Origin of the sequence: Janthinobacterium tructae (assembly GCF_006517255.1) — a bacterium.
Taxonomy (GTDB): domain Bacteria; phylum Pseudomonadota; class Gammaproteobacteria; order Burkholderiales; family Burkholderiaceae_D; genus Janthinobacterium; species Janthinobacterium tructae.
The window spans coordinates 1453558-1475542 of sequence record NZ_CP041185.1 but is presented as its reverse complement, the minus strand read 5'-3'; the positions used below and the strand labels follow the sequence as shown (position 1 = coordinate 1475542).

Genomic DNA, 21985 nt, shown 5'->3' with positions numbered 1-21985 from the left:
TCTGGCTTTACGCTTACCAGCAGGTAGGCAAGACATTGATCAAGCACGCCGCCAGCGATTTCGCTAAAGTACCTGGGACGGGCGTCGATACCAGTGTCAGCTACGAGGACGGCCAGGCGCACAGCAGCAGTGCCAGCGTCAAACAGGGGCGCAAGCTGAGCCGGTAGAGCAGAGCCCGCTGATACAGGAGGCGGATGATCATGAAACTATCGGTGGAGCGGCCGCAGCAAGGCAAGACTGTTGGCTCGGGCGCGCGGGGCGGCGCCGAGATGCAGGCCGATGCGCAGCTGTACCAGGCAGCGGAGGAGCAGCTGGAGCAGGCGGCGATGCTGGATGCGGCCCCGCCTGACATGCAGTATGGCGCGGCGCTGGCGGCGCAGCTCGAGGCCAAGCACGAGCAGGTCGAGCGCATCGAGGACAGGCTGGAAAACCTGATCGAGTCGCAGGCATCGCGCCTGCAGCGAACGCAGATGCAGCAGCCGGGCTTGCTGGCATTTCCCGCCACGCGCGCGCAGTGGCAGCAGCAAGTGCAGCAGCAACGGAAAACCATGCAGCGCCTGCAGGGCCGCCTGGAGCGTATGCGCAAGCCCGCCTTCTGTGCAACTGCTCGACCTGCCGCCCCGGCAGGTAGCAATGGCGCCGAAGGAAGCGCTGCAGCCGATCCCGCCAGCGGGCTACTTCCTGACGCGGTGGCGCGAGATATTCAAGCCTGATCTTGCAGATGGAAGAGGTGGCGGCGGCGGGCCGGGCATGCCAGGCATTTGTGAGGGGGCGTGTGGTGCAGTAGAGCAGAGTGCTGATCAGGCCAAGCAACCACCAGAAAAACGCGAGCTTGGTTTGGGGAGATCGGGACAAATGCCATCCTTATGGCGTTTGTGAAGTTGATAATATATTTCTTGACAAAAATATCTCCAAAGAGCACGATCAGTTTCAGCTGGCTGGTATTTCAGCAGCCTGCTAGTGAAAGATAAGTGCTCTCTATTATTGGGCATTCACAACGCACAATTAGCCGATCAAGACATTAAGCTATTTGTTATACCAGATTCTCCCTAGGGAAGGTAGTTGCCCCGAAAAGAATTTGCAAAAGCTCGCTACATTGTAGATACTCGAGAAGGTCGAAATTATTTCGGCTCGAACAACCTGGGAAATGGAGTGGAGGATGTCAATTCAAATCCCATTGGGATCAATTGTGGCGTATGCAGCTAGTGGGGAAAGTATCCCAACGGGATGGCTACTGTGCGACGGATCGTTAATCGATGTTGCAACAAACCCTGATCTTGTTACGCTGATCGGTAAATACTTGCCTGATTTGCGGGGCAGAACCCTTATCGGGGGCGGCACTTCGCTTAACGACAGCATGCAGTCAGATGGAACTATTCCTAATTTTCCTGTGTCCGGCTTTGAACTTGGTACTGCAGGAGGTGAGTGTAATCATCAGCTTAGCATTACTGAAGTCCCGTCACACGTACATGATTTGGTGAACGGAACCTTTTCTGAAGCTGGCGGCGGTCACGATTTTAGCACTCCTCCCGGTTCTACAAATAAACCAACCTACGATAATCCAAATTCGGCGGCATCGCACAATAATATGCAGCCTTATTACGTTGTAAATTACATTATATGCGCAGTTGACGCGTAGCGTTTCTTTGCAGATATACGTTTATCGCGGTAATCCCCCCATTTTTAGAGCGCGCTAACAGTAGAGCTTAAGCGGCCAAGGCAAGCTTCTGTTTTGGTGTGATGCCGCCAAGTGCCATGTTGGGCCGGGGGTGATTGCAAGTCCACAGCCAGCGGGTTGCAAAATCCTGGATTTCAACGAGTGATTCAAACAGGTGATGGGCCAGCCAGTCGTAGCGCACCGTGCGGTTATAGCGCTCGACATAAGCATTCTGCTGCGGCTGTTCAGGCTGGATGAAGTCGATGCGTATGCCGCAGTTGGTGGCCCAGGCCAGCGTCACGGCGCTGATGTACTCGGGGCCGTTATCGCAGCCAATGACCTGGGGTTTGTCACGCCATTCGATGATACTGTCGAGGGACCAGATGACGCGTTCGGACGGCAATGAGAAATCAACCTCGATGCCGAGCCCCTCACGGTTGTCATCGTCAATCACGTTGAGCAAGCCGATGCTGCGGCCATCAGCCAGCTGGCGCACCAGCCAGTCGGCCACAACAGCATTTTCCTCGACGATCTCCGCTTTCAAACCCTCCTCGGCATACATCTATTTCAGGCGCCGGTGACGCAGTGCGGGTAGGGTGCTTGAGTCTGTTTCACTTCAAGCCTTCAAACGATACTTTGAGCATATGGCGCACGATATCCTCAGGCTCCATCTTGCTGTATTTTTGCAAATACTCGACCGCAGGGTCGCAGGTTCGAGCGTAATAGCTGAAGAGTATAACGTCGGTGGGCAGTTCGCGGTTCAATTGCCCCTGCTGCTGCGCCAGCTTCACCAGGGCCTCCAGCTGCCGGTTCAGTTTCATTATTCGCAGCATGTACTTCACATTGCGGATCAACATGTCGCGCACGTGCGGGCTGGTCGATGGCAGGAACGGCAGTCCGCCGCCCAGGCGCACCCGCAGCGCCCACTCGAGCAGGGCTGACAATTTCTGCAGCGGACTGAGTGCGGCGTCTAGCGCGGCGACATACTCGAGCGCGCCGTCGAGCAGTCGTATCAGCGCCTCACCGATTAGCTCCTCCTTTGATTTGAAGTGCTTGTAAAGGCTGGGTTTGGAGATGCCGACCGTGCCGGCGACGTCATCCATGGTCATCAAGTCATAGCCTTTTTGGCTCAGTACTGCCGTCGCGGCATCCAGGATGGCGTTCTCGCGCAGCTTAAATGCTTGATTTTTAAAGCTAAGTCTTGGAAGGATACTCATTGGTAATTTTCGATACTAATCAGTAGCTTTTATTATTTGGAGGTAGTAATATTAGCACGCCAGTAAAAAATGGTCAGAATAATCAACAAAACTACATGAACCCGCCACGTAAACGCATCGCTATCATCGGCTCCGGCATTTCAGGTCTGGCCAGCGCCTATTTCCTCAACCGCAAGCACGACGTCGTGCTGTTTGAGGCCGCCGGCTATCTTGGCGGCCATACCAACACCGTGGATGTGACGCTGGAAGGGCGCTGCCAAGGCGTCGATACGGGCTTTCTGGTCTATAACGAGCGCACCTATCCCAACCTTGTGGCGCTGTTCGACGAGCTGGGTGTCGACAGCATAGCCAGCGACATGTCGTTCGGCGTGTCCATGGACGGCGGAGCGCTGGAGTGGGCAGGCTCCAGCCTCGATACCGTGTTTGCGCAGCGGCTCAACGCCGGCTCACCTTCCTTCCTGCGCATGCTGTGGGACATCCTGCATTTCAACCGCAACGCGGAGCGCTTTCTGCAATGCTCGAACCAGACAGTGCTGACGCTGGGACAGCTTCTGCAGCAGGAGGGCTATGGCGCGCGCTTCCGCGACGCCTACCTGCTGCCGATGGCGGCGGCAATATGGTCCAGTTCGCCAAGCGATATATTGCAATTTCCTGCGGCGACCTTTTTGCGTTTCTGTCTGAATCACGGTCTGTTGCAGGTCAATGACCGTCCGCAGTGGCGCACGGTCGCAGGCGGAGCCCGCCACTATGTGGACAAGATCGCCGCCACGCTGCCTGACATTCGTCTGAACATGCCGGTGGTTTCCGTGCGGCGCAGCGCTGGCAGGATGCAGGTGTTGAGCAGCGGCGCGGGTGCCGACGAGTTCGACGCCGTCGTGTTCGCTACCCACGCGCCGACCACGCTTGCCATGTTGCACGACGCCAGCCAGACAGAGCGCGCCATCCTCGGCGGCGTGCGCTACCAGCCCAACACGGCCTACCTGCACACGGACACGAATCTTATGCCACGGCGGCGCAAGGTCTGGTCGGCCTGGAACTACCTGGCGGGCGCGCAGTCGGATGGACAGCGTCCCGTGTGCGTGAGTTACTGGCTGAACCAGCTGCAGGCATTGCCGTTCGAGACACCGGTGATCGTGACGCTCAATCCGCACACCCTGCCGGCCGAGAGCAAACTGCTTGCCAAGTTCGACTACGCCCACCCGGTGATGGACCTGGCTACCGTGCGCGCACAGCAGCAGATGGCGCAAATCCAGGGCAAGGGCGGTGCGTGGTTCGCCGGCGCCTGGACCGGCTACGGCTTCCACGAAGATGGCCTGAAATCGGCACTGCGCATCGCCGCGGCATTCGACACGGCGCCAGCATGGAGTGTGCTGCCATGAAGCAGGCTGCCGCTCAACTGTTGCACGGCCAGGTGACGCATGTGCGCCTGCGTCCGGCGCCGCACCGTTTCGTCTATCCGCTATTTTATGTGCGCTTGAATCTGGCCCGGCTGGACGAATGTGATACGCGCTGGTTCGGCGTGGACCGCTGGCGGCCGCTGTCGATATGGCGGCGTGATTATGGCCCGCGCGATGGATCGAGTCTGGAGCAATGGATGCGCGCTCTGCTGCGCGACCACCACATCGACGCCGACGGCGAAATCTGGCTGCAAACCTTTCCCCGTGTGGCTGGCTATGTGTTCAATCCCGTCAGTTTCTGGCATTGCCACGATGCGGCTGGCCAGCTGCGCGCCGTGCTGGCCGAGGTCAACAACACCTTCGGCGAAAGCCACCGCTACCTGATGCGTATCGCCCCTACGGCCGGTGGCTCGGCCACGGCCACTGCCGACAAGCAGATGCACGTGTCGCCGTTCTGCGAGGTCAAGGGACACTACCGCTTTCGCTTCCGCCTGGACGGTGTCAGCCACTGCACCGGGCTGGACTATCACGATGGCGACGGCGTGCTACTGCGCACTGCGCTGAGCGGGCGTCCCGTGCCGATGACCGACAGCGCATTGGCTGGTGCCCTGCTGCGCTATCCGCTGCTGGGGCTGGGCATCGTGTTCCGCATTCACTGGCAGGCGTTCAGGCTCTGGCTGAAACACGTTCCGTTTTTCAGCAAGCCGGCTGCCCCCTCTCATCAAACCACCGTGCACCAGGAGCCTGCCCGATGAATCGTACCTTGTCTACCGTCACGCTGTCCGCCCCCATCGGCGCACGGTTATTCCTCAGGCTACTGAACAATATCCGTCACGGACACCTGGAACTGATCACCCCCTGCGATACGCGCATGGTGTTCGGCGACGCCCATGCGGCTTCCGGCGCGACGCTCAAGCTGCACGACTGGCGCGCCTGCCAGCGCATCCTGCGCGCGGGGGACATCGGTTTTGCCGAGGCCTACGCGGCTGGCTGGGTCAGCACGCCGGACCTGAGCGCGCTGCTGCGCCTGGCGCTGCGCAACGAAGCGTCGCTGAACCAGCTGGTGTTCGGCGGCGCGCTGGCGCGCTGCTGGTACCGGCTGCGGCACTGGCTGCGCCCCAACACGCGCAAGGGCAGCATGCGCAACATCCACGCGCATTACGACATCGGCAACAACTTCTACCAGCTCTGGCTCGATCCCAGCTGGACGTATTCCAGCGCGCTGTTCGACGGCGACTACCAGTTGACGCTGCACGACGCCCAGCGGCGCAAGTACCAGCGTATCATCGACACGCTACAGCTACGGCCCGGCCAGCGCGTGCTGGAAATCGGCTGCGGCTGGGGCGGCTTTGCTGAGCAGGCCGCGCAGCAAGGTATCCACGTGCATGGCGTGACGATTTCCCCGTCGCAGCTGGAGGTGGCGCAGCGCCGCGTGCAGGCGCTGGGGCTGAACGACCGCGTGCAGCTGGAGCTGTGCGATTACCGTGACCTGCGTGGCGAGTACGACGCCGTGGTGTCGATTGAAATGTTCGAGGCCGTGGGCGAGCAGTATTGGCCGCAGTATTTCCGCACCGTCGCGGCGCGGCTAAAGCCCGGTGCACAGGCGCTGGTACAGTCGATCACCATCGGCGAACAGCATTTTGCCCGCTACCGCAGCAGCACCGATTTCATCCAGCAGTACATTTTCCCCGGCGGAATGCTGCCCAGCGTCGAACGTTTCGAACGCCAGGCGGCTCGCAGCGGCCTGCGCCCAGTCGAGCGCCACGCCTTCGGCCGCGACTACGCCGAAACGCTGCGCCGCTGGGATGCTCGCTGCCGCCTGCACCATCCGCAGATCGCGGGCCTGGGCTTCGACGAACCCTTCATGCGGATCTGGCATATGTACTTCGCCTATTGCGAAGCTGCCTTTGACGAGGGACGCACCGATGTTGTCCAATTCCTGCTGCAGAAGGCCTAGCCGGCCATGACGTCGCTGTGGCGCCTGGGCCAGGTCACGCTGATGTTCGGCCGGCGCGCATGCGCCCCTTGAATCGGCCCATCGCCATCACTCACTTTTTGCTGGAAAAATGAACAATACTGAACCACTGCTGGCATGGTATGCCACGCTGACACCGGACACCGTTGGACGGGCGGGCCAATTCTACGCGGCGGACGCGCAGTTTCGCGATCCGTTCAACGAGGTAGATGGCGTTGCAGCGATAGAGGCAATCTTGCGCCACATGTTTGTCCACACCGAGCAGCCGCGCTTCATCATCGGCGAGCGCGTGGTGCAGGGCGACCAGGCCTTCGTTACCTGGCTATTCGCGTTCCACTTGCGCGGCGTGCCGTATCAGATCTCCGGCGGCAGCCATTTGCGCTTCAATGCGGATGGCCTGGTCTTCATGCACCGCGACTACTGGGATGCCGCCGAAGAGCTGCTGGAAAAGCTGCCACTGATCGGCGCCCCGATCCGATGGCTGCGCGGCCGCTTCCGCGTGCCGTTGCCCGATGCGGCAACAAAGGGGAGGAAGGCATGAACGGGGCCAAGTCCATGAAGCCGGGCGCATTGCTGCAGTTGGCCGGCTGGATCGCGCTGACCGCCGCTTTTGCAGCCGTGGGCGCGTTCGCCTCCGTGCACGCGGCCGTGTTTTATGCGCAGCTGGATCGCCCAGGTTGGGCACCGCCCGCCTGGCTGTTCGGTCCCGTGTGGAGCTTGCTGTATCTGATGATGGCCATCGCCGCCTGGCGCGTCGGGCGTACCGCTGCAAGCCGCGCCTGCCCGGCGCTCCTGCTTTATCTAGCGCAGCTGGCGGTCAACGCACTGTGGAGCTGGCTATTCTTTGCCTGGCATCTGGGCGCGGCGGCGTTTGCGTGCATCGTTGTGTTGTGGCTGATGATCGCGGCGACCATCGTACTCTTCGGCCGCCGCGAACGCCTCGCCGCCATGCTGCTATGGCCCTATCTGGCATGGGTCAGCTTCGCCGGGGGGCTGTGCTTCAGCATCTGGCAGCGCAACCCGTCCCTGCTCGGCTAAACGCTACAACGCACTACCAACAACAAGGAATTTCCATGACGAATGAAAAGCAGCTTGACTACCGGGTCGCTGGCATACCTGCCTCCGAACGCATACGCGCCCGCTTGATGACCAGCGGTGTCCGTTTCCACGCCAACGACAATATCGCCGACTACATCGAAAGCGGCGAAATGGATGAACTGCTGGACGAGGTCAGCCTGCGCATGCAGGGCGTGCTGGAGAGTCTGGTGATCGACACCGCCAACGACCATAACTCGCAGGACACGGCGCGCCGCGTGGCCAAGATGTATTTGCTGGAAGTGTTCGGCGGGCGCTACATCCCCCCACCGCCCGTGACAGAATTTCCCAACGCCGCCAACCTGAACGAGCTGATGATCATCGGTCCGATCACCGTGCGCAGCGCCTGTTCGCACCACTTGTGCCCGGTCATGGGCAAAGTATGGATAGGTGTGATGCCCAACCAGCACTCCAACCTGATTGGCCTGTCCAAGTATGCGCGGCTGGCGGGATGGATCATGAGCCGTCCGCAGATCCAGGAAGAAGCCGTGGTCCAGTTGGCCGAACTGCTGCAGGAAAAGGTCAAGCCGGACGGTTTGGCCGTGATCATGGAGGCCGATCACTTCTGCATGCAGTGGCGTGGCGTCAAGGACAATGACGCGCGTATGATCAATAGCGTCATGCACGGTTCTTTCCTCAAGGACCCCGCTCTGCGGCGGGAGTTCCTCTCATTGATCAAACGCTGATACACCGTCCAAAGGAGTTCCCATGCTCGTCCGTTTACTCTATGCCAGCCGCGCTGCGGGCACTATCGATGCCGCTACCATCGGCGCCATACTCCAGCAGTCCCGCCGCCACAATCCACCGAGCGGCATAACCGGCGTCCTGTGCCACAGCGAACGGTTTTACCTGCAGCTGATCGAAGGCGGACGCGAACAGGTCAATATCCTGTATGCCCGCATACTCGCCGATACACGACACACAGGCGTAACACTGCTGCACTACGAAGAAATGAGCGAGCGTCGCTACGCTGGCTGGACTATGGGACAGACCAACCTCGACAAGCTCAATCCGGGCACGCTGCTGCGGTACTCGATGCTTCCCGAGTTCGATCCGTTCGCGCTTGGCGGAGCCAGTTCGCTCTCGCTGGTCGACGAGTTGATGGCTGGCGCTGCGGTCCTTGGTCGGGCATAAGGGCGACGCGCCATCGCATCTGCACCGAAGCTGTCGAGGAATCTGCCGCTTGCGGTGGGTTCATGTGCAATTTTGTTGCATTTAACTCGAAAAACAGTCGAGGCTGTTCCCGGCTCACGGGGAGTTGGCGTGGCGATGAACTGGATTTGTAGCGGTGTCTTCGGCGATTTTCATCTGTTATCCGCCGATTGCACGATATAATCAGGGATTATAGGTTCATTATCGGTTCGATTTATGGTGCAATCTTTACTTCCTCCTCAGTCCGACAACAGTCAGCCTGTTCAATATCGCAGCGGGGTCGCCGCCAGACTTGCAGGCTTGCCGGTTGAAACGTTGCGCGTGTGGGAGCGTCGTTACGGCATCTCCGACACCGGGCGTAGCGCGCATGGCCAGCGTCTGTATTCCGAGGATCAGGTTCGTCGGCTGCGGCTGATGAAGCAACTGGTCGACCAGGGCCATCCAATTGGCGCGCTGGCGAAGCTGCAGTTGGAACAATTAGGCCAGTTTGCGTTGGTGCCGGAGCCTGGTGAGCCTTTGCAGCCTTTGCAGCCTATGCGCCTGGCACTGATGGGCACGGCACTGGCGCGACGCCTGGCGGTCGGCGGGCGAGAGTTACTGGCGCTCGATATCGTCGCCCACTTTCAGAATCTGGACGAGGTGGCAGCGACATGGCCAGGCACCGGCGCGCAACTGCTGTTGATGGAAATATCGGAACTCGATGAGCGCGTGGTGCCGGGGATTGGCGCGCTGCGTCAAAAACTGGGGATGGCGGTGGTGGTGTTGTACCGTTTCGGCGCCAGCGCCACCATACGCCAGTTGCGCGCTCAGGGCTGCCTGGTGGCGCGCGTACCCAACGATGTTGCAGAAATAGTGTTGCTGTGCCAGGCGGCGCTGGCTGCGTTGCCCTTGGCGCAAGCTCAGCTTGCGCGGCAGCGCCCGGCGGCGGCCCCGCGCCGCTTCGACGACCGGGCGTTGACGGAGCTGGCTGCGGCCAGCAGTACTGTCCACTGTGAATGCCCGCGCCATCTGACGGAGATCCTGTTAATGATCAACAGCTTCGAGCGTTACAGCGAACAATGCTCGTCGCGCAATGTGGCCGATGCGCTGTTGCATGAGCAGTTGGGGCGCGCCGCCGCTACCGCCCGCATGGTCCTGGAGGAAGCGCTGTTGCGGCTTGCTCGGGCGGAGGCGCTGCCTTTGCCGGCGGGCCTGTAAGCGCAAAGTCATCACTTGTCAGGAGCACTATGCCGTATTCCACCATCACGAAAGCCCAGTTGTGCCCGCACATTTCATGGCACGCGCCAGCCTGGCGCATGTCTGGCCATGCGGGAAAGGTGCTGCGCTTGCAGCCGCGCATGTTGCTGCGCAGAAGACTGAGCATCTCATGCTGAACTCTTCTCGCATCGCCATCATTGGCGCCGGCATCGCCGGTTTGGCCTGTGCCACGGCCTTGAGGCAGGCTGGCTTCCAGGTCACTCTGTTTGACAAGAGCCGCGGCGCGGGAGGGCGCATGAGCACACGGCGCGGCGCCGACTGGCAATGCGACCATGGCGCACAGTATTTTACTGCGCGCAACCCTGAATTCCGGGCCGAGGTGAGCCGCTGGGAGCGGGCGGGCGTGGCTGCGCATTGGCAGCTGCAGCTGCGCGGCCTCGATGCCGACGGATGCAGCGGCGGTGCACCGGTCGAGCGCTTTGTCGGCGTCCCGCGCATGTCATCTATCGGCGCGTGGCTGGCCGCAGATCTGGTACTGCACACAGGGATGGCGATCAGTGCGTTGCAACGCGAAGACAACGTTTGGCGCTTGCATGTGCAGGATGAGGGGCCTCTTGCGCATCGCTATGACATGGTAGTGCTTGCGGTGCCGGCGCCGCAGGCGGTGCCACTGCTGGGCCAGGTGGCGCCATTGCAGGCCGCGCTGGCGGCAGGGACAAATATGGCAGGCTGCTGGGCAATGATGCTGGAGTATGCGCAGCCGTTGGCATTGGACTTCAATGCGGCTTTCCTCAACGCCGGTCCGCTGCGCTGGGTGGCCCGCGACAGCGCCAAGCCTGGCCGTAGCGGTCGAGAAAGCTGGCTGTTGCACGCCAGTGCCGAATGGAGCGAGGCGCACATTGAGCTCGATGCCGATAGCATTGCCGCGCAGCTGCTCGCAGCCTTCATCACTCTGGGCGGCCAGGTGCCGCAACGCTGGAGCGTACACCGTTGGCGCTATGCCAGTACGCCGCAGGCGCGTAACGATGTCTGCCTATGGGAGGCAGGGCAGGGTCTGGGGATGTGCGGCGATTGGTTGAACGGTGGCACGGTGGAGGCTGCCTGGCTTAGCGGTCATGCACTGGCACAACGCATCATTGCCGGCCCCGCTTGAGCCTGGCGCGCGTACCGGCGCAATGCGTACTCGTACTACCAGGGGAGGCGCGTGCCGTCGTATGCCAGGAATGCGCCGCTGTCAGACGGCTTCAGGGTGTTTAGTACGGTGAGCATGTCGCTGGCGGCGTCATGCGCCGGACGTCCGATAATCTCACCGCGAAATGGCCGCGACAAGCGGGAGTTGACGGTGCCCGGATGCAGCGCGACCAGCACGCTGTGCTTCTGCTTGCGCGCCAATTCAATGGCTGCCGTCTTGACCAGCATGTTGAGCGCGGCTTTCGAGGCACGGTAGCTGTACCAGCCGCCTAGCTGATTGTCGCCTATGCTGCCCACTTTCGCCGATAACATGGCCATGATGGCGCGTTCACCATCGAGCAGCGGCAAGAAATGGCGCATGAGCAGCGCCGGCCCCATGGTGTTGGTCTGGAAAATTGCCTGCATCTGCTCATAATTGAGGTCAGCCAGGCGTTTCTCCGGCATGAGATCGCCGTCGTGCAGCATGCCTGCGGCGTTGATGATCAGGTGATAGGGCGGCTTGGTGGCAAGTTCTCGTGCTGCCTCGGCAATGCTGTTTTCGTCGGTAAAGTCGAGTCGTGGTGTCGAATGGCGATGCAGGCCGCACACAGATGCGCAACGTGGCATGGCGCCCAACAGGTCGACGAATGCGGCGCCGATCGTGCCCGACGCGCCAAGCACTAGCGCGTGAAACTGATCAGGAAGACTGGACATCATGGCATGCTGCTCCATTCAAGGGTGGGGGGTGTACCTATCTGTTTCCTGACATGGTTCCTGGCACGCCATCTCGACCCAGCTTAGCGCCCTGCATCGTAGGTGTCCAGCGTGGTGTGCGCCTGTCTGATAAAAAAGCGGTTCATTATCGGTTCTTCGCATCGAGATATGGTACTGCCAGCATGCGCTTTCACCATGAGGGCGCCTGTTCTACCCGGGTGGCACCGTGCCGACATCGATGCCAGGACTGACACTACAGTGGCTTGGCAGTGCCGCATTGTCTGACTAGCCACTGGAGGCTGGGACGCAGGCGCAAGAAGCCACGATACAGCAACTCCAGCAGCGTTTGCATGCCGGGCAATGCGCCCAACTTCCCCAGCCAGCGCCAGGCCGGGTATAGCAGCCATAGTGCAACGAAGGCCGCTGCGCCGCTCAGCATGGTGCCGTCTTTCGTTTGCACATGAAATCTCGCCATCAACTCCTGGCAACTGCAACCCTCCATTGCGCTCAGCTTGGAATCGCTGACATCGACCCATTCGATGGGGGTCGTCGGCACAGCACGTTGATAGAGGCTGATTTCCCAACGGCACAAAGGACAGGAGCCATCAAAAAAAACAGTTGTCGTAATGCCGTTTTCGGCAGGGTTGGGCATGACTTGACCTCTTTGGGTATGGAGTATTTGTTGTGATGAACCTACATTGAACCTATATATATTAGGTAATACGGTTCATTATAGATACAATCTCGGCATACTTGCTAGTGCGGCGATCAACGCCGCACAACATTGACAAACAAAGAGGGTTGCATGAACAAGCTAGCATTGAATGCGGCTGTGGCCGACGAGCTGGAGTGGGCGCGTCAAATGAGCCGGGGCCGCACGCCGCGCATCGTTGCCTGCCTCGCTTACGCTGGCCTGATGCCGTTCCTTGCCTTATTGGCGGCGAGCTGGCTCGATACGCAGCGTAGCGGTGTCTGGCAGCAATTATCACTGCACTACGGCGCTGTGATCCTCAGTTTTGTAGGCGCTCTGCATTGGGGTTTCGCCATGAGCGTGCAATTCGTCAGTGATCGTAAGCGCAACGTCTGCTTTGCCTGGAGTGTGATTCCCGCCTTGCTGGCCTGGTTGGCCTTGGCGCTTGACCCGCTTGCGGGCAGTGCCTTGCTGGCCACCGGCTTTGGCGTCCATTACTTCCAGGACTGGCGGCTATTCAGGCATGCCGGGTTACCCATCTGGTATTTGCCGCTGAGGTTGCAATTGTCTGTCGTCGCTGCTGCAAGCCTGCTCGCCACCAGCTTCGCCAGCCATGTATGAGGCAAGGCAGGGTGAGCCATCAGGCCGCTGGTCGCCCGGCTTTCATCCGCGAAAACAAGAAACGCTGCTCCACCAGCGGTTGGCAAACTGATAGGCAGTTGCCGTCCTGCATAAATTGAAACTTTTTAGAAAAAATCCTGTCTTTCCGCGCCGCGTATCCATTGCAAGAAATTAAATGTTGCAAATATAAAATTTGTAACGCCAATCTGCTCGCCAAAGACGTTGCCGCAAAGAATCATCATTTATCGGACAATGGTTTCCTTATCGCTCTGTCCTGCAAACTACATAAAGACTTGAATGAACAATTCCACTCAAACCGTCGGCACCCGCCTGGCAATAGGTTTCGGCATCACCTTCGCGCTGACAATCGTACTCACCGGCCTGGCCATGAATCGAGTCGGCAGTATCGATCAGACGCTGAGCCGCGTCAACGATGTCAATAACGTCAAACAGCGCCACGCGATCAACTTCCGCGGCAGCGTCCACGACCGTGCGATTGCCGTGCGCGACGTGGTGTTGGCCACCGACGCCGCCGCCTTGCAGGCGCAGGTGAACAAAATCAAGGCGCTTGATGACAAATACCAGCAATCGGCGGCCCCCCTCGATGCCTTATTTGCCGGTGCCGTGACTGCCGACGAAAAAGCGGCCTTGAGCAGTATCAAGGACACCGAGCGCCGCGTGCAACCGTTGATCGCCAAGGTGATCGAGTTGCGTAGTGCCGAGCAATTTGCGCAGGCTTCCAGCCTGCTGGCGCAACAGGTCGGCCCGGCCTTCGTAGACTGGTTGGCGTCGGTGAATAAACTGATCGACCTGGAAGAAAAGATGAGCCAGGACGCTACCGCCGGCGCCCGCGCGCTGAGCAGCAGCTTCTTCACCTGGATGCTACTGCTGTGTTCGGTTGCCATTGCCGCCGGCGTAAGCAGTGCCTGGTATATCGGTCGCGGGCTGCTGCAGCAGCTCGGAGGACAACCGGATTATGCGGTCAGTATCGTTACCCGCATCGCTGCTGGCGACCTGTCCGTCGCGATTCACACGGCGAAAGACGACCACAGCAGCCTGCTGTTCGCCATGAAAAAAATGCGCGACAATCTGGTCGGGATCGTGGCGCAGGTGCGGACCGGCACCGAAACAATTTTCAACGCTTCGACCGAGATCGCAGCCGGAAACTTTGATCTCTCATCGCGCACCGAACGCCAGGCAGGAACGCTTGAAGAGACCGCATCGTCTCTGGAGGAATTAACCAGCACCGTGCGTCAGAATGCCGACAATGCGCGGCAGGCCAATGTATTGGCCGAGTCCGCATCCGAAGTTGCGGTACGTGGCGGGGCCGTGGTGGCGCAAGTGGTCGAGACTATGGCGGCAATCAATGAATCGTCAAAGAAAATTGTCGACATCATCGGCGTGATTGACTCGATTGCATTTCAGACCAATATCCTGGCGCTGAATGCCGCCGTGGAAGCGGCGCGCGCCGGGGAGCAGGGCCGCGGCTTTGCTGTCGTGGCAACCGAGGTGCGTAACCTGGCTCAGCGTTCGGCCTCGGCCGCCAGCGAAATCAAGGCCTTGATCGGCAGTTCGGTGCAGCGGGTTGACATCGGCGCGCGCCTGGTTGACGATGCCGGCACTACGATGGAAGAGATTGTGCGTAGCGTAAAACGCGTAACCGACATCATGGCAGAGATCAGCCTGGCCAGTCAGGAACAAAGCACCGGCATCGAATCGGTCAACCAGGCCGTAGGCGAGATGGATGAAGCGACCCAGCAGAACGCCGCCATGGTCGAACAAGCCAGCAGCGCCGCCGCATCGCTGCAGAAAGAAGCGCAGATGCTGGCCGAGGTGGTCGGCGTTTTCCAGCTCACCGCCGATCCCGAAGGTAGCCGCAGCACCAGTCGTGTCGCCATCAAGGCGCCTCTCTCGCGGGCCGCCTTCAAGCCGGCAGTGAGCCGCTTGGCCGCTTGAGCGCTCGCGGTGGGCGAAAAACAGGGGCGCGACCTGACGCTCACGGCCAGGTTTCTTGAGAACTTGCCGTAAATGCTATTGCGCTCCTGGAATAATTTTTGGAGAACAACATGACATCGGCAATTGCTAGCTCGACAGCGCCGGGTTCCGGGTCTCTTTGATCAGCAATGTGCTGTAGGTCTGCTGGGGCTGGCAAGACGCAGCCTGGGCCTTGATCGTGCTGAACGTTTGCCTGGCGCTGATGAATGTGCGCGGCATCGTCAAGAACGGGCGGGCGTGACGTCGCTCCCACTTGGATATTGTCAATATTGAATGATTCTCCGTGGCCGCATACATGCCATGCGATTCTCCTGCGCCCATTTCAAGGCCGAAAATGGCCGTTCTGGCCTGGCGCCATCAGATATTTGCTGTCTTATATAAGATTCGTCGCCATCGGATACACAAACAGCGGCAGGACAGTCTAAAATACGTGGTGGGCAAGCACGGCGTCACCGCCGGCACACTAGCCGTCCAAAGCAAGGCTAACCGTCCTGTGTTTGGAATGAAGAAAGTTAACCACCAGGCATCACCGCATACAAGGGAATGAACATGGCAACACAAAAATCCAAAATCATCTACACGCTGACTGACGAGGCGCCGCTGCTCGCGACGTATTCCCTGCTGCCAATTATCAAAAAATTCACCGCGCCGGCTGGCGTGGACATCGTGGCCACGGATATTTCGGTGGCGTCGCGTGTACTGGCCGAGTTTCCCGAATTCCTGACGGACGCGCAAAAAGTCCCGAATACCCTGGCTGAACTGGGCAAATTGACCCAGAATCCAGACACCAACATCATCAAATTGCCGAACGTCAGCGCTTCCCAAGGTCAATTGATCGCTTGCGTGCGCGAATTGCAAAGCCGTGGCTACAAGCTGCCGGACTATCCGGAAGACGCGAAGACGGAAGAAGAAAAAGCCTTGAAGGCCCGTTACGGCAAGTGCATCGGCAGCTCCGTCAATCCGGTCCTGCGTGAAGGCAATTCCGACCGCCGCGCACCGAAGGCTGTCAAAGAGTATGCACGCAAGCACCCGCATTCGATGGGCGAGTGGAGCCAGGCGTCGCAAACCCACGTCTCGCACATGCACCATGGCGACTTCTACCATGGCGAAAAATCGCTGACCCTGGAAAAGGCCCGCGATGTCAAGATGGAACTGGTCACCGCCTCGGGCAAGACCATCGTGCTGAAACCGAAGGTTGCGCTGAAAGCGGGCGAAATCATCGACAGCATGTTCATGAGCAAGAAAGCGCTGCTGGAGTTCTACGAAAAGGAAATCGACGACGCCTTCAAGACGGGCGTGATGTTCTCGCTGCACGTCAAGGCGACCATGATGAAGGTCTCGCACCCGATCGTCTTCGGCCACTGCGTGCGCATTTTCTACAAGGACGCGTTCGCCAAGCACGCCGAACTGTTCGACAAGCTGGGCGTGAATGTCAACAATGGCATGAGCAACCTGTACGACAAGATCGAGACACTGCCAGCGTCGCAAAAAGATGAAGTGCTGAAAGATTTGCACGCCTGCCACGCGAATCGTCCGGAACTGGCCATGGTCGATTCGGCCAAGGGCATCACCAACTTCCATTCGCCGAACGACATCATCGTCGACGCGTCCATGCCCGCCATGATCCGCATCGGTGGCAAGATGTGGGGCGCCGACGGCCGTCCGAAGGATGTCAAGGCAGTCATGCCGGAATCGACTTTCGCGCGCATCTACCAGGAAATGATCGGTTTTTGCAAATGGCATGGCAACTTCGATCCGAAGACCATGGGCACCGTGCCGAACGTGGGCCTGATGGCGCAGCAAGCGGAAGAATACGGTTCGCACGACAAGACCTTTGAAGTGCCGGAAGGTGGCACCGCCAACATCACCGACCTGGAAACGGGCGAAGTGCTGCTGACGCAAACGGTGGAAGAGGGCGATATCTGGCGCATGTGCCAGGTCAAGGACGCGCCGATCCGCGACTGGGTCAAGCTGGCCGTGACGCGCGCGCGCAACTCGGGCATGCCTGCCGTGTTCTGGCTCGATTCCTACCGTCCGCACGAGAACGAAGTCATCAAGAAGGTACAGGTGTACCTGAAGGAGCACGACACGAGCGGCCTGGAAATCCAGATCATGTCGCAGACGCGCGCCATGCGTTACACGCTGGAACGCGCCTTCCGCGGCCTGGACACCATCTCGGTGACCGGCAACATCCTGCGCGATTACCTGACCGACCTGTTCCCGATCCTGGAACTGGGCACGTCCGCCAAGATGCTGTCGATCGTGCCGCTGATGGCCGGTGGCGGCATGTACGAAACGGGCGCCGGCGGTTCGGCACCGAAACACGTCAAGCAACTGGTGGAAGAAAACCATTTGCGCTGGGATTCGCTGGGTGAATTCCTGGCCCTGGCCGTGTCGCTGGAAGACATGGGCATCAAGACGGGCAATGCGAAGGCCAAAATCCTCGCGAAAACCCTGGATGAAGCCACCGGCAAGCTGCTGGACAACAACAAGTCGCCATCGCCACGTACCGGCGAACTCGACAACCGCGGCAGCCATTTCTACCTGGCCATGTACTGGGCGCAAGCCCTGGCAGCGCAGAAGGACGATGCGGAACTGGCAGCGCACTTCGCGCCAGTGGCCAAAGCCCTGGCCGACAACGAAGAAAAGATCGTTGCCGAGCTGAAAGCAGTACAAGGCAAGGAAACGGATATCGGCGGCTACTACCTGCCCGATCCGGCGAAGACGGAAGCGGTGATGCGTCCTAGCGCCAGCCTGAATGCGGTGCTCGACAGCATCTGATGCAGTCCTGACAGGCGGTAAGTTCTTTGCTGCCTGACAAAAAACGCCGCCGGGAGCAATCCCGGCGGCGTTTTTTTATGGTCCCCTGCCTTTATTTGTAGTGCTGGTAGACCGTAGTGCCATTGGCTTTCACCAGGAACACGTCGTAGGGATCGTTGCGCGGTCCTTCCATGCCTGGCGAGCCCATCGGCATGGCCGGCACGGCCAGGCCTTTCGCCTGGGGTTTCTCACGCAGCAGGCGCTTGATGTCGGTGGCGGGCACGTGGCCTTCGATGGCGTAGCCGTTGACGATGCCCGTGTGGCAGGAGCCGAACTGGTCGGGTATGCCGGCGCGCTGGCGATATTGCGCCGGCATCTCGACGTTCCTGGCGCGCACGGTAAAACCGTTCGCTTCCAGGTGCTTGACCCATGCGGTGCAGCAGCCGCACGACGCGCTTTTGTAGACGTCGATGACGGGGGCTGCTGCCGTGGCGAGCAGGGGCAGGCCCAGCATGGCGGCGCAGGCGCCGCGCAATAAGAAATGTTTGATCATGTGCTGCTTTCAGACGGAGTTGGTCTATCGTGGCCACACGGGTGGCCTGCTTGGGACGAGCTTGGACTTTAAGCGGAAAGCGGTCGCGGCGGCCGGCGCGGGCCGTCAGGAATGAATCCTGTCAGCAAGGTGGCCGTTGCGATGGTGACTTGTTGCGCGCCGGTGCAGGCTGCGGCAGGCAGGGAAAGGCAGGGCGGCATCAGCGCGCCCAGGCAAAAGTTCGCGCAGACGCCGCACGCGGGGTGCTTGGCAGGGGGCGTGTTTTCTTCTTGCGTGCCGACGCTGTGGGCGACGGCGGATGACTGCGCAGCGTGATGCTGGCAGTTCGCTGCCAGCATGGCGGCAGGCAAGGCAGCGAGCGGCGCGCACGCACGCGTGACGCCGCTTGCTGCCGCTTGCAGCGGCACCGCCGTGATCAGCAGCAGGATCAGCCATGTTTTGAACAGTTTTAGCATCGCCGGAAAGTATAGCATAGGGGCATTGTCGCCAGAAGCAGGCACTCTCCAAGTCATCCTCAGGAGGGGTTACTTAGCGCTCGGTGGCGCCCGCCTTCGATTTGTACATGGCCCGGTCCGCATTGCGCAGCAGCAGCTGCATGGTATCGCCGTCGTCCGGGTAGTGCGCGACGCCGATGCTGACGCTGATGCGCAGGTGGCGACCATCGTCGAGCCGCAGCGGGGTGGCCAGCGCCGCGTGGATTTTCCGTTCGATCAGCATCACATCGAGCGACAGCGGATTGTTTTCCAATAGCACGACGAATTCATCGCCGCCCAGGCGGGCCAGGGTATCGGTCTCGCGCAGGCAAGCCCTGATCCGGCTTGCCACGGCCTGCAGCAGCAAGTCGCCGCAGGCATGGCCGTAGCGGTCATTGATTAATTTGAAACGGTTCAGGTCAAGAAACAGCAGCGACAGCCGGCCATCATGGCGTTGGGCACGCGCAAACGCGGTCTGCAGGCGGTCATGGAACAGGCGCCGATTCGGCAGGCGGGTCAGTTCATCGTGCATGGCCATGAAGTGCATGCGGCTCTGCAGTTGCTTGCGCTCGATGGCGATGGCAAGTTGCTTGGCGACGAATTGCAGCAAATCGAGCTCGTGTTCGTTGCCTGTGGCATCTCCCTGGCCGCTTTGCAATACCAGCACGCCGATGATGCCGCGCGACGACTGCAGCGGGACGGCGAGCCAGTACTCCTGCAGGTCGCCAGCGGCAGCCTGCAAGGCGGGCGGCAAGCCAGCCAGCTGGCCGGGTTCGATCAGCAAGGCGCGGCCGCTGCGCTGCACTTCTTCGCACAGCAGGCCCGCCAGCGCGGCGTGCGTTGCGGGCGCGCCGTCCAGCCCCTGCTGCGCATGGTGCAAGTGCTGACCGTGCTCGTCGCGCAGGGAGACTGTCAGGCCGCAGGCGGGCAGCAGTTCGCAGACGATCTGGTGGATGCGCTGGAGCAGGGCCGGCAGTTCCTCGGTCGCATGCGCCGCCTCGGAGATGGCGTATAGCGCCGCCTGCTTCGCCTGCGTCTGTTTCAGCGTCGTGATATCGCGCGCCACTGCCACGCGCAGCTGGTCGGTGGCGGACCAGCGGGCCGACCACATGATGTGCGCGACTCGCCCGTCTTTCCTGGTGTAGCGGTTTTCAAAGTGGACCTGGGCATGGCCGTTCATGATGGCCTGTGCCGCCGCGATGGTGCGCTGACGATCGGCTGGCGCGACCAGGTCGAGCATGACCATGCCGATCATTTCTTCCTGGGTGTAGCCGAAGATACGTTCGCAGGCGGCGCTGACAAAGACAAAGCGGCCTTTGACATCGACCATGCACACGGCGTCGAGCAGCAAATCGGTGAAGCTGGCGACCGGCGCACTAATCAGATGTTTCATATGTTCACTATTCTAGTGGACATTACCGATCGATATTGAATTATTGTTTTTAGAAAGCAAAGAGCGTTGATCGCGGCTTGCCGGGCCGGCAGCGACGGCGGCATGTCGCTGCGGAGCAGGTAGTCGGCGCCAGCCTGTCAATCATCGACGACAAACGCGTCCGGATCGAGTGGATCGAGCGTGACGATGGCGCCGCGGCCCGCCGCGCCGCCGCTCTGGCTGAGGCGTACATGCAGCTGGGCCAGATAGTCGGCGCGGCAGCGGCGCAGCGCGTAGTCGCGGAAGTTGTCCTGTTCCAGGGCGCGCCAGGCGCGTTCGCGTCCTTGCGCCGAGCGCACCCCGGCCAGTTCGATAAGCGCAGGCGTGATGCCGGCGTCGCCGCGAGCGAGGCGCGGGTAGCCGTAGCGGTCCATATACGGGCCGGCGAGCGTTTCGATGAGGTTGATCTCATCGTCCGACAGTTGCTGCCGGAATTTGTCGATGTTGGCCGTGATCGGCGCATGGCAGTTGGCCGACCACAGCGACGACAACTGTGCGATGTGCCGCGCTTCGGCCGACGCCGCCACGTCCAGCATCTGCGGCAGGAAGGCGATGCCGAGAAAGTCACATACCGTTTCCAGCGTCTCGTGTTGCCGCGACAGGAAATCTTCATAGCGTATCGTCAGCACGCGCTGCCGATAGCGCTGCACGACGTGGTCGGCGGCCGTGTGGGCGGCGAGCCAGGTCCTGGCATTGAGCAGCGTGTCGAAATCGTGGATGATGGCGCGGTTCATCGACGCCACTTGCGCACGCGGATCGCGCACCACGTTCAGGAACAGCATGTCCGGATACAGCCGCACGATGTCGTCGGCGTAGTGCACGCTGTCGAGCGACTTGTCCATCACCACCTGCGCCTGGCGGCGTTCGCCCGCGCGCAGCAGCAGCTCCCATGCCACGCGGTGGATGCTGCGCGGCTGGCCGCGCAGCGTCTCGAACACTTCCACCGGATCGAAGGCGACTCCCGGCCACTTGACCATGCTGACCGCCGCCAGGCCCACCACATCGACCACCAGGCGAAAGTAGGCGCGGTCGTCGCGCAAGTCGCCGTACAGGGGCAGCAGCGGCATCATATCGACCAGGTGCAGCGGATACGGTGAATAGAACTGCGGTGACAGGTTCAGGCGCAGGCGCAGGGCATGGCTGCCGCAGCGGCGCAGGGGGATCATCATGACAGGGCGCGGGCGTGCGCCGTCGCCGGGGGGGTGGCTGCTCATCGCATCATTCCTCGAACAGGTGGGTGCGCGGCATCAGATGAAACGCGGGCACAGCTGCTGGAACAGCCGTTCGCAAGCCTGTTCCAGCGACAGCGTGCCGGTATCGAGCGTCAGCGCCGGCGCCAGCGGCGCTTCATAGGGCGCCGAGACGCCCGTAAATGCCGGGATCAATCCGGCCCGCGCTTTCTTGTACAGTCCCTTGGGATCGCGTTCCTCGCACAGCGCGCATGGCGTGCTGATGTAGGCTTCGATAAAATCGTCGCCGCCGATGATCTGGCGCGCCATCTCACGGTCGCTGCGCAGCGGCGAGATGAAGGCGCAGATGACCATCATGCCGGCGTCGTTCATCAGCCTGGCGACGACGGCGCCGCGGCGGATGTTTTCCTGGCGGTCACGCGCAGAAAAGCCCAGGTCGCCATTCAGGTGCTGCCGCATATTGTCGCCGTCGAGCACGCAGCTCAGGCGGCCCTGCGCCAGCAGCCGCCTTTCCAGCGCGTACGCCAGCGTCGACTTGCCTGCGCCGCTCAGGCCGGTCAGCCACAGCGTCGCAGCACGCTGGCCGGCCAGCGGCCCCCGCTGTTCCTTGCCGATATGGCCCGCATGCGGGAAGATGTGCGTCGCCACGTGGCCCGCAGCGGCGATCTGTTCCAGTTTACCCATGTGCCACTCCCC

The 21985-nt window shown here is 60.7% G+C and carries 23 protein-coding genes and 1 pseudogene; 15 read left to right on the top strand and 9 right to left on the bottom strand.

Annotation, left to right across the window (positions count from 1 at the left end):
* The first annotated feature begins 35 nt into the window (after positions 1-35).
* The 3 genes from FJQ89_RS28580 (at position 36) to FJQ89_RS06525 (ending at position 1639) form a co-directional block, all read left to right on the top strand.
* Positions 36-167 carry a hypothetical protein gene (locus FJQ89_RS28580; protein ID WP_279239626.1) on the top strand — a complete coding sequence of 44 codons (132 nt, stop codon included), beginning with the start codon at positions 36-38 and terminating at the stop codon, positions 165-167.
* Between the two features lie 33 nt (positions 168-200).
* A complete protein-coding gene (locus FJQ89_RS06530) occupies positions 201-713 on the top strand; it encodes an IncP plasmid survival protein KfrC family protein (protein WP_141169548.1) in 513 nt (170 codons plus the stop codon).
* 446 nt (positions 714-1159) lie between these two features.
* A complete protein-coding gene (locus tag FJQ89_RS06525) occupies positions 1160-1639 on the top strand; it encodes a phage tail protein (protein WP_168208380.1) in 480 nt (159 codons plus the stop codon).
* Positions 1640-1706: 67 nt separating this feature from the next.
* On the opposite strand, the pseudogene FJQ89_RS06520 reads toward FJQ89_RS06525, so the two are convergent.
* Positions 1707-2162: pseudogene (locus FJQ89_RS06520) on the bottom strand (integrase core domain-containing protein); the annotation flags it as partial.
* A gap of 106 nt (positions 2163-2268) precedes the next feature.
* Positions 2269-2874, bottom strand: a complete 606-nt coding sequence (locus FJQ89_RS06515) for a TetR/AcrR family transcriptional regulator (protein ID WP_141169546.1) — start codon at positions 2872-2874, stop codon at positions 2269-2271.
* Positions 2875-2969: 95 nt separating this feature from the next.
* Between FJQ89_RS06515 and FJQ89_RS06510 the strand changes: the two genes are divergently transcribed.
* The 9 genes from FJQ89_RS06510 to FJQ89_RS06470 all read left to right on the top strand — a co-directional run bounded on the left by FJQ89_RS06510 (position 2970) and on the right by FJQ89_RS06470 (position 10843).
* Positions 2970-4253, top strand: coding sequence for an NAD(P)/FAD-dependent oxidoreductase (locus FJQ89_RS06510; protein ID WP_141169545.1), 1284 nt, complete (start codon positions 2970-2972; stop codon positions 4251-4253).
* On the top strand, positions 4250-5026 hold the full coding sequence (locus FJQ89_RS06505) for a DUF1365 domain-containing protein (RefSeq protein ID WP_141169544.1): 777 nt from the start codon (positions 4250-4252) through the stop codon (positions 5024-5026). Before FJQ89_RS06510 ends, FJQ89_RS06505 begins: the two co-directional genes overlap by 4 nt.
* Positions 5023-6228, top strand: a complete 1206-nt coding sequence (locus FJQ89_RS06500; protein WP_141169543.1) for an SAM-dependent methyltransferase — start codon at positions 5023-5025, stop codon at positions 6226-6228. The genes FJQ89_RS06505 and FJQ89_RS06500 overlap by 4 nt, the downstream gene beginning before the upstream one ends.
* Before the next feature lie 109 nt (positions 6229-6337).
* Positions 6338-6787, top strand: a complete 450-nt coding sequence (locus FJQ89_RS06495) for a nuclear transport factor 2 family protein (protein WP_141169542.1) — start codon at positions 6338-6340, stop codon at positions 6785-6787.
* Entirely contained in the window at positions 6784-7284 is a 501-nt protein-coding gene (locus FJQ89_RS06490; protein WP_205704578.1) for a TspO/MBR family protein, read from the top strand. The genes FJQ89_RS06495 and FJQ89_RS06490 overlap by 4 nt, the downstream gene beginning before the upstream one ends.
* Before the next feature lie 35 nt (positions 7285-7319).
* Positions 7320-8027: a GTP cyclohydrolase I gene (gene folE / locus FJQ89_RS06485; RefSeq protein ID WP_141169541.1), complete on the top strand. Its 708-nt coding sequence runs from the start codon at positions 7320-7322 to the stop codon at positions 8025-8027.
* A 22-nt stretch (positions 8028-8049) separates the two neighbouring features.
* On the top strand, positions 8050-8475 hold the full coding sequence (locus tag FJQ89_RS06480; protein ID WP_141169540.1) for a BLUF domain-containing protein: 426 nt from the start codon (positions 8050-8052) through the stop codon (positions 8473-8475).
* Positions 8476-8793: 318 nt separating this feature from the next.
* Positions 8794-9690, top strand: coding sequence for a MerR family transcriptional regulator (locus FJQ89_RS06475; protein WP_243136445.1), 897 nt, complete (start codon positions 8794-8796; stop codon positions 9688-9690).
* A 76-nt stretch (positions 9691-9766) separates the two neighbouring features.
* The gene (locus FJQ89_RS06470) at positions 9767-10843 is read left to right on the top strand and encodes an NAD(P)/FAD-dependent oxidoreductase (RefSeq protein ID WP_341474478.1); all 1077 of its coding nucleotides are present in this window, start codon (positions 9767-9769) and stop codon (positions 10841-10843) included.
* Positions 10844-10878: 35 nt separating this feature from the next.
* On the opposite strand, the gene FJQ89_RS06465 is transcribed toward FJQ89_RS06470, so the two are convergent.
* Complete coding sequence (locus tag FJQ89_RS06465) at positions 10879-11574, bottom strand: SDR family NAD(P)-dependent oxidoreductase (RefSeq protein WP_205704628.1); 696 nt, start codon at positions 11572-11574, stop codon at positions 10879-10881.
* A gap of 253 nt (positions 11575-11827) precedes the next feature.
* Positions 11828-12226: a thiol-disulfide oxidoreductase DCC family protein gene (locus FJQ89_RS06460; RefSeq protein WP_141169537.1), complete on the bottom strand. Its 399-nt coding sequence runs from the start codon at positions 12224-12226 to the stop codon at positions 11828-11830.
* A gap of 153 nt (positions 12227-12379) precedes the next feature.
* On the opposite strand from FJQ89_RS06460, the gene FJQ89_RS06455 reads away from it, so the two are divergent.
* The 3 genes from FJQ89_RS06455 to FJQ89_RS06445 all read left to right on the top strand — a co-directional run bounded on the left by FJQ89_RS06455 (position 12380) and on the right by FJQ89_RS06445 (position 17662).
* Positions 12380-12886 (top strand): DUF3429 domain-containing protein, encoded by a 507-nt coding sequence (locus tag FJQ89_RS06455; RefSeq protein ID WP_243136444.1) that lies wholly within the window; start codon positions 12380-12382, stop codon positions 12884-12886.
* A gap of 297 nt (positions 12887-13183) precedes the next feature.
* The gene (locus FJQ89_RS28575; RefSeq protein ID WP_141169536.1) at positions 13184-14842 is read left to right on the top strand and encodes a methyl-accepting chemotaxis protein; all 1659 of its coding nucleotides are present in this window, start codon (positions 13184-13186) and stop codon (positions 14840-14842) included.
* 588 nt (positions 14843-15430) lie between these two features.
* The gene (locus tag FJQ89_RS06445) at positions 15431-17662 is read left to right on the top strand and encodes an NADP-dependent isocitrate dehydrogenase (protein ID WP_141169535.1); all 2232 of its coding nucleotides are present in this window, start codon (positions 15431-15433) and stop codon (positions 17660-17662) included.
* Between the two features lie 91 nt (positions 17663-17753).
* Here the strand turns inward: FJQ89_RS06445 and FJQ89_RS06440 are convergent, their stop codons facing one another.
* The 5 genes from FJQ89_RS06440 to cysC all read right to left on the bottom strand — a co-directional run bounded on the left by FJQ89_RS06440 (position 17754) and on the right by cysC (position 21973).
* Positions 17754-18194, bottom strand: coding sequence for a DUF411 domain-containing protein (locus FJQ89_RS06440; protein ID WP_141169534.1), 441 nt, complete (start codon positions 18192-18194; stop codon positions 17754-17756).
* A 68-nt stretch (positions 18195-18262) separates the two neighbouring features.
* Complete coding sequence (locus FJQ89_RS06435; protein ID WP_141169533.1) at positions 18263-18649, bottom strand: hypothetical protein; 387 nt, start codon at positions 18647-18649, stop codon at positions 18263-18265.
* 73 nt (positions 18650-18722) lie between these two features.
* Positions 18723-20060: a sensor domain-containing protein gene (locus FJQ89_RS06430; RefSeq protein WP_116744644.1), complete on the bottom strand. Its 1338-nt coding sequence runs from the start codon at positions 20058-20060 to the stop codon at positions 18723-18725.
* A gap of 137 nt (positions 20061-20197) precedes the next feature.
* The gene (locus tag FJQ89_RS06425) at positions 20198-21313 is read right to left on the bottom strand and encodes a sulfotransferase family protein (RefSeq protein ID WP_141169532.1); all 1116 of its coding nucleotides are present in this window, start codon (positions 21311-21313) and stop codon (positions 20198-20200) included.
* Positions 21314-21346: 33 nt separating this feature from the next.
* A complete protein-coding gene (cysC, locus tag FJQ89_RS06420) occupies positions 21347-21973 on the bottom strand; it encodes an adenylyl-sulfate kinase (RefSeq protein ID WP_141169531.1) in 627 nt (208 codons plus the stop codon).
* Between the last annotated feature and the right edge of the window lie 12 nt (positions 21974-21985).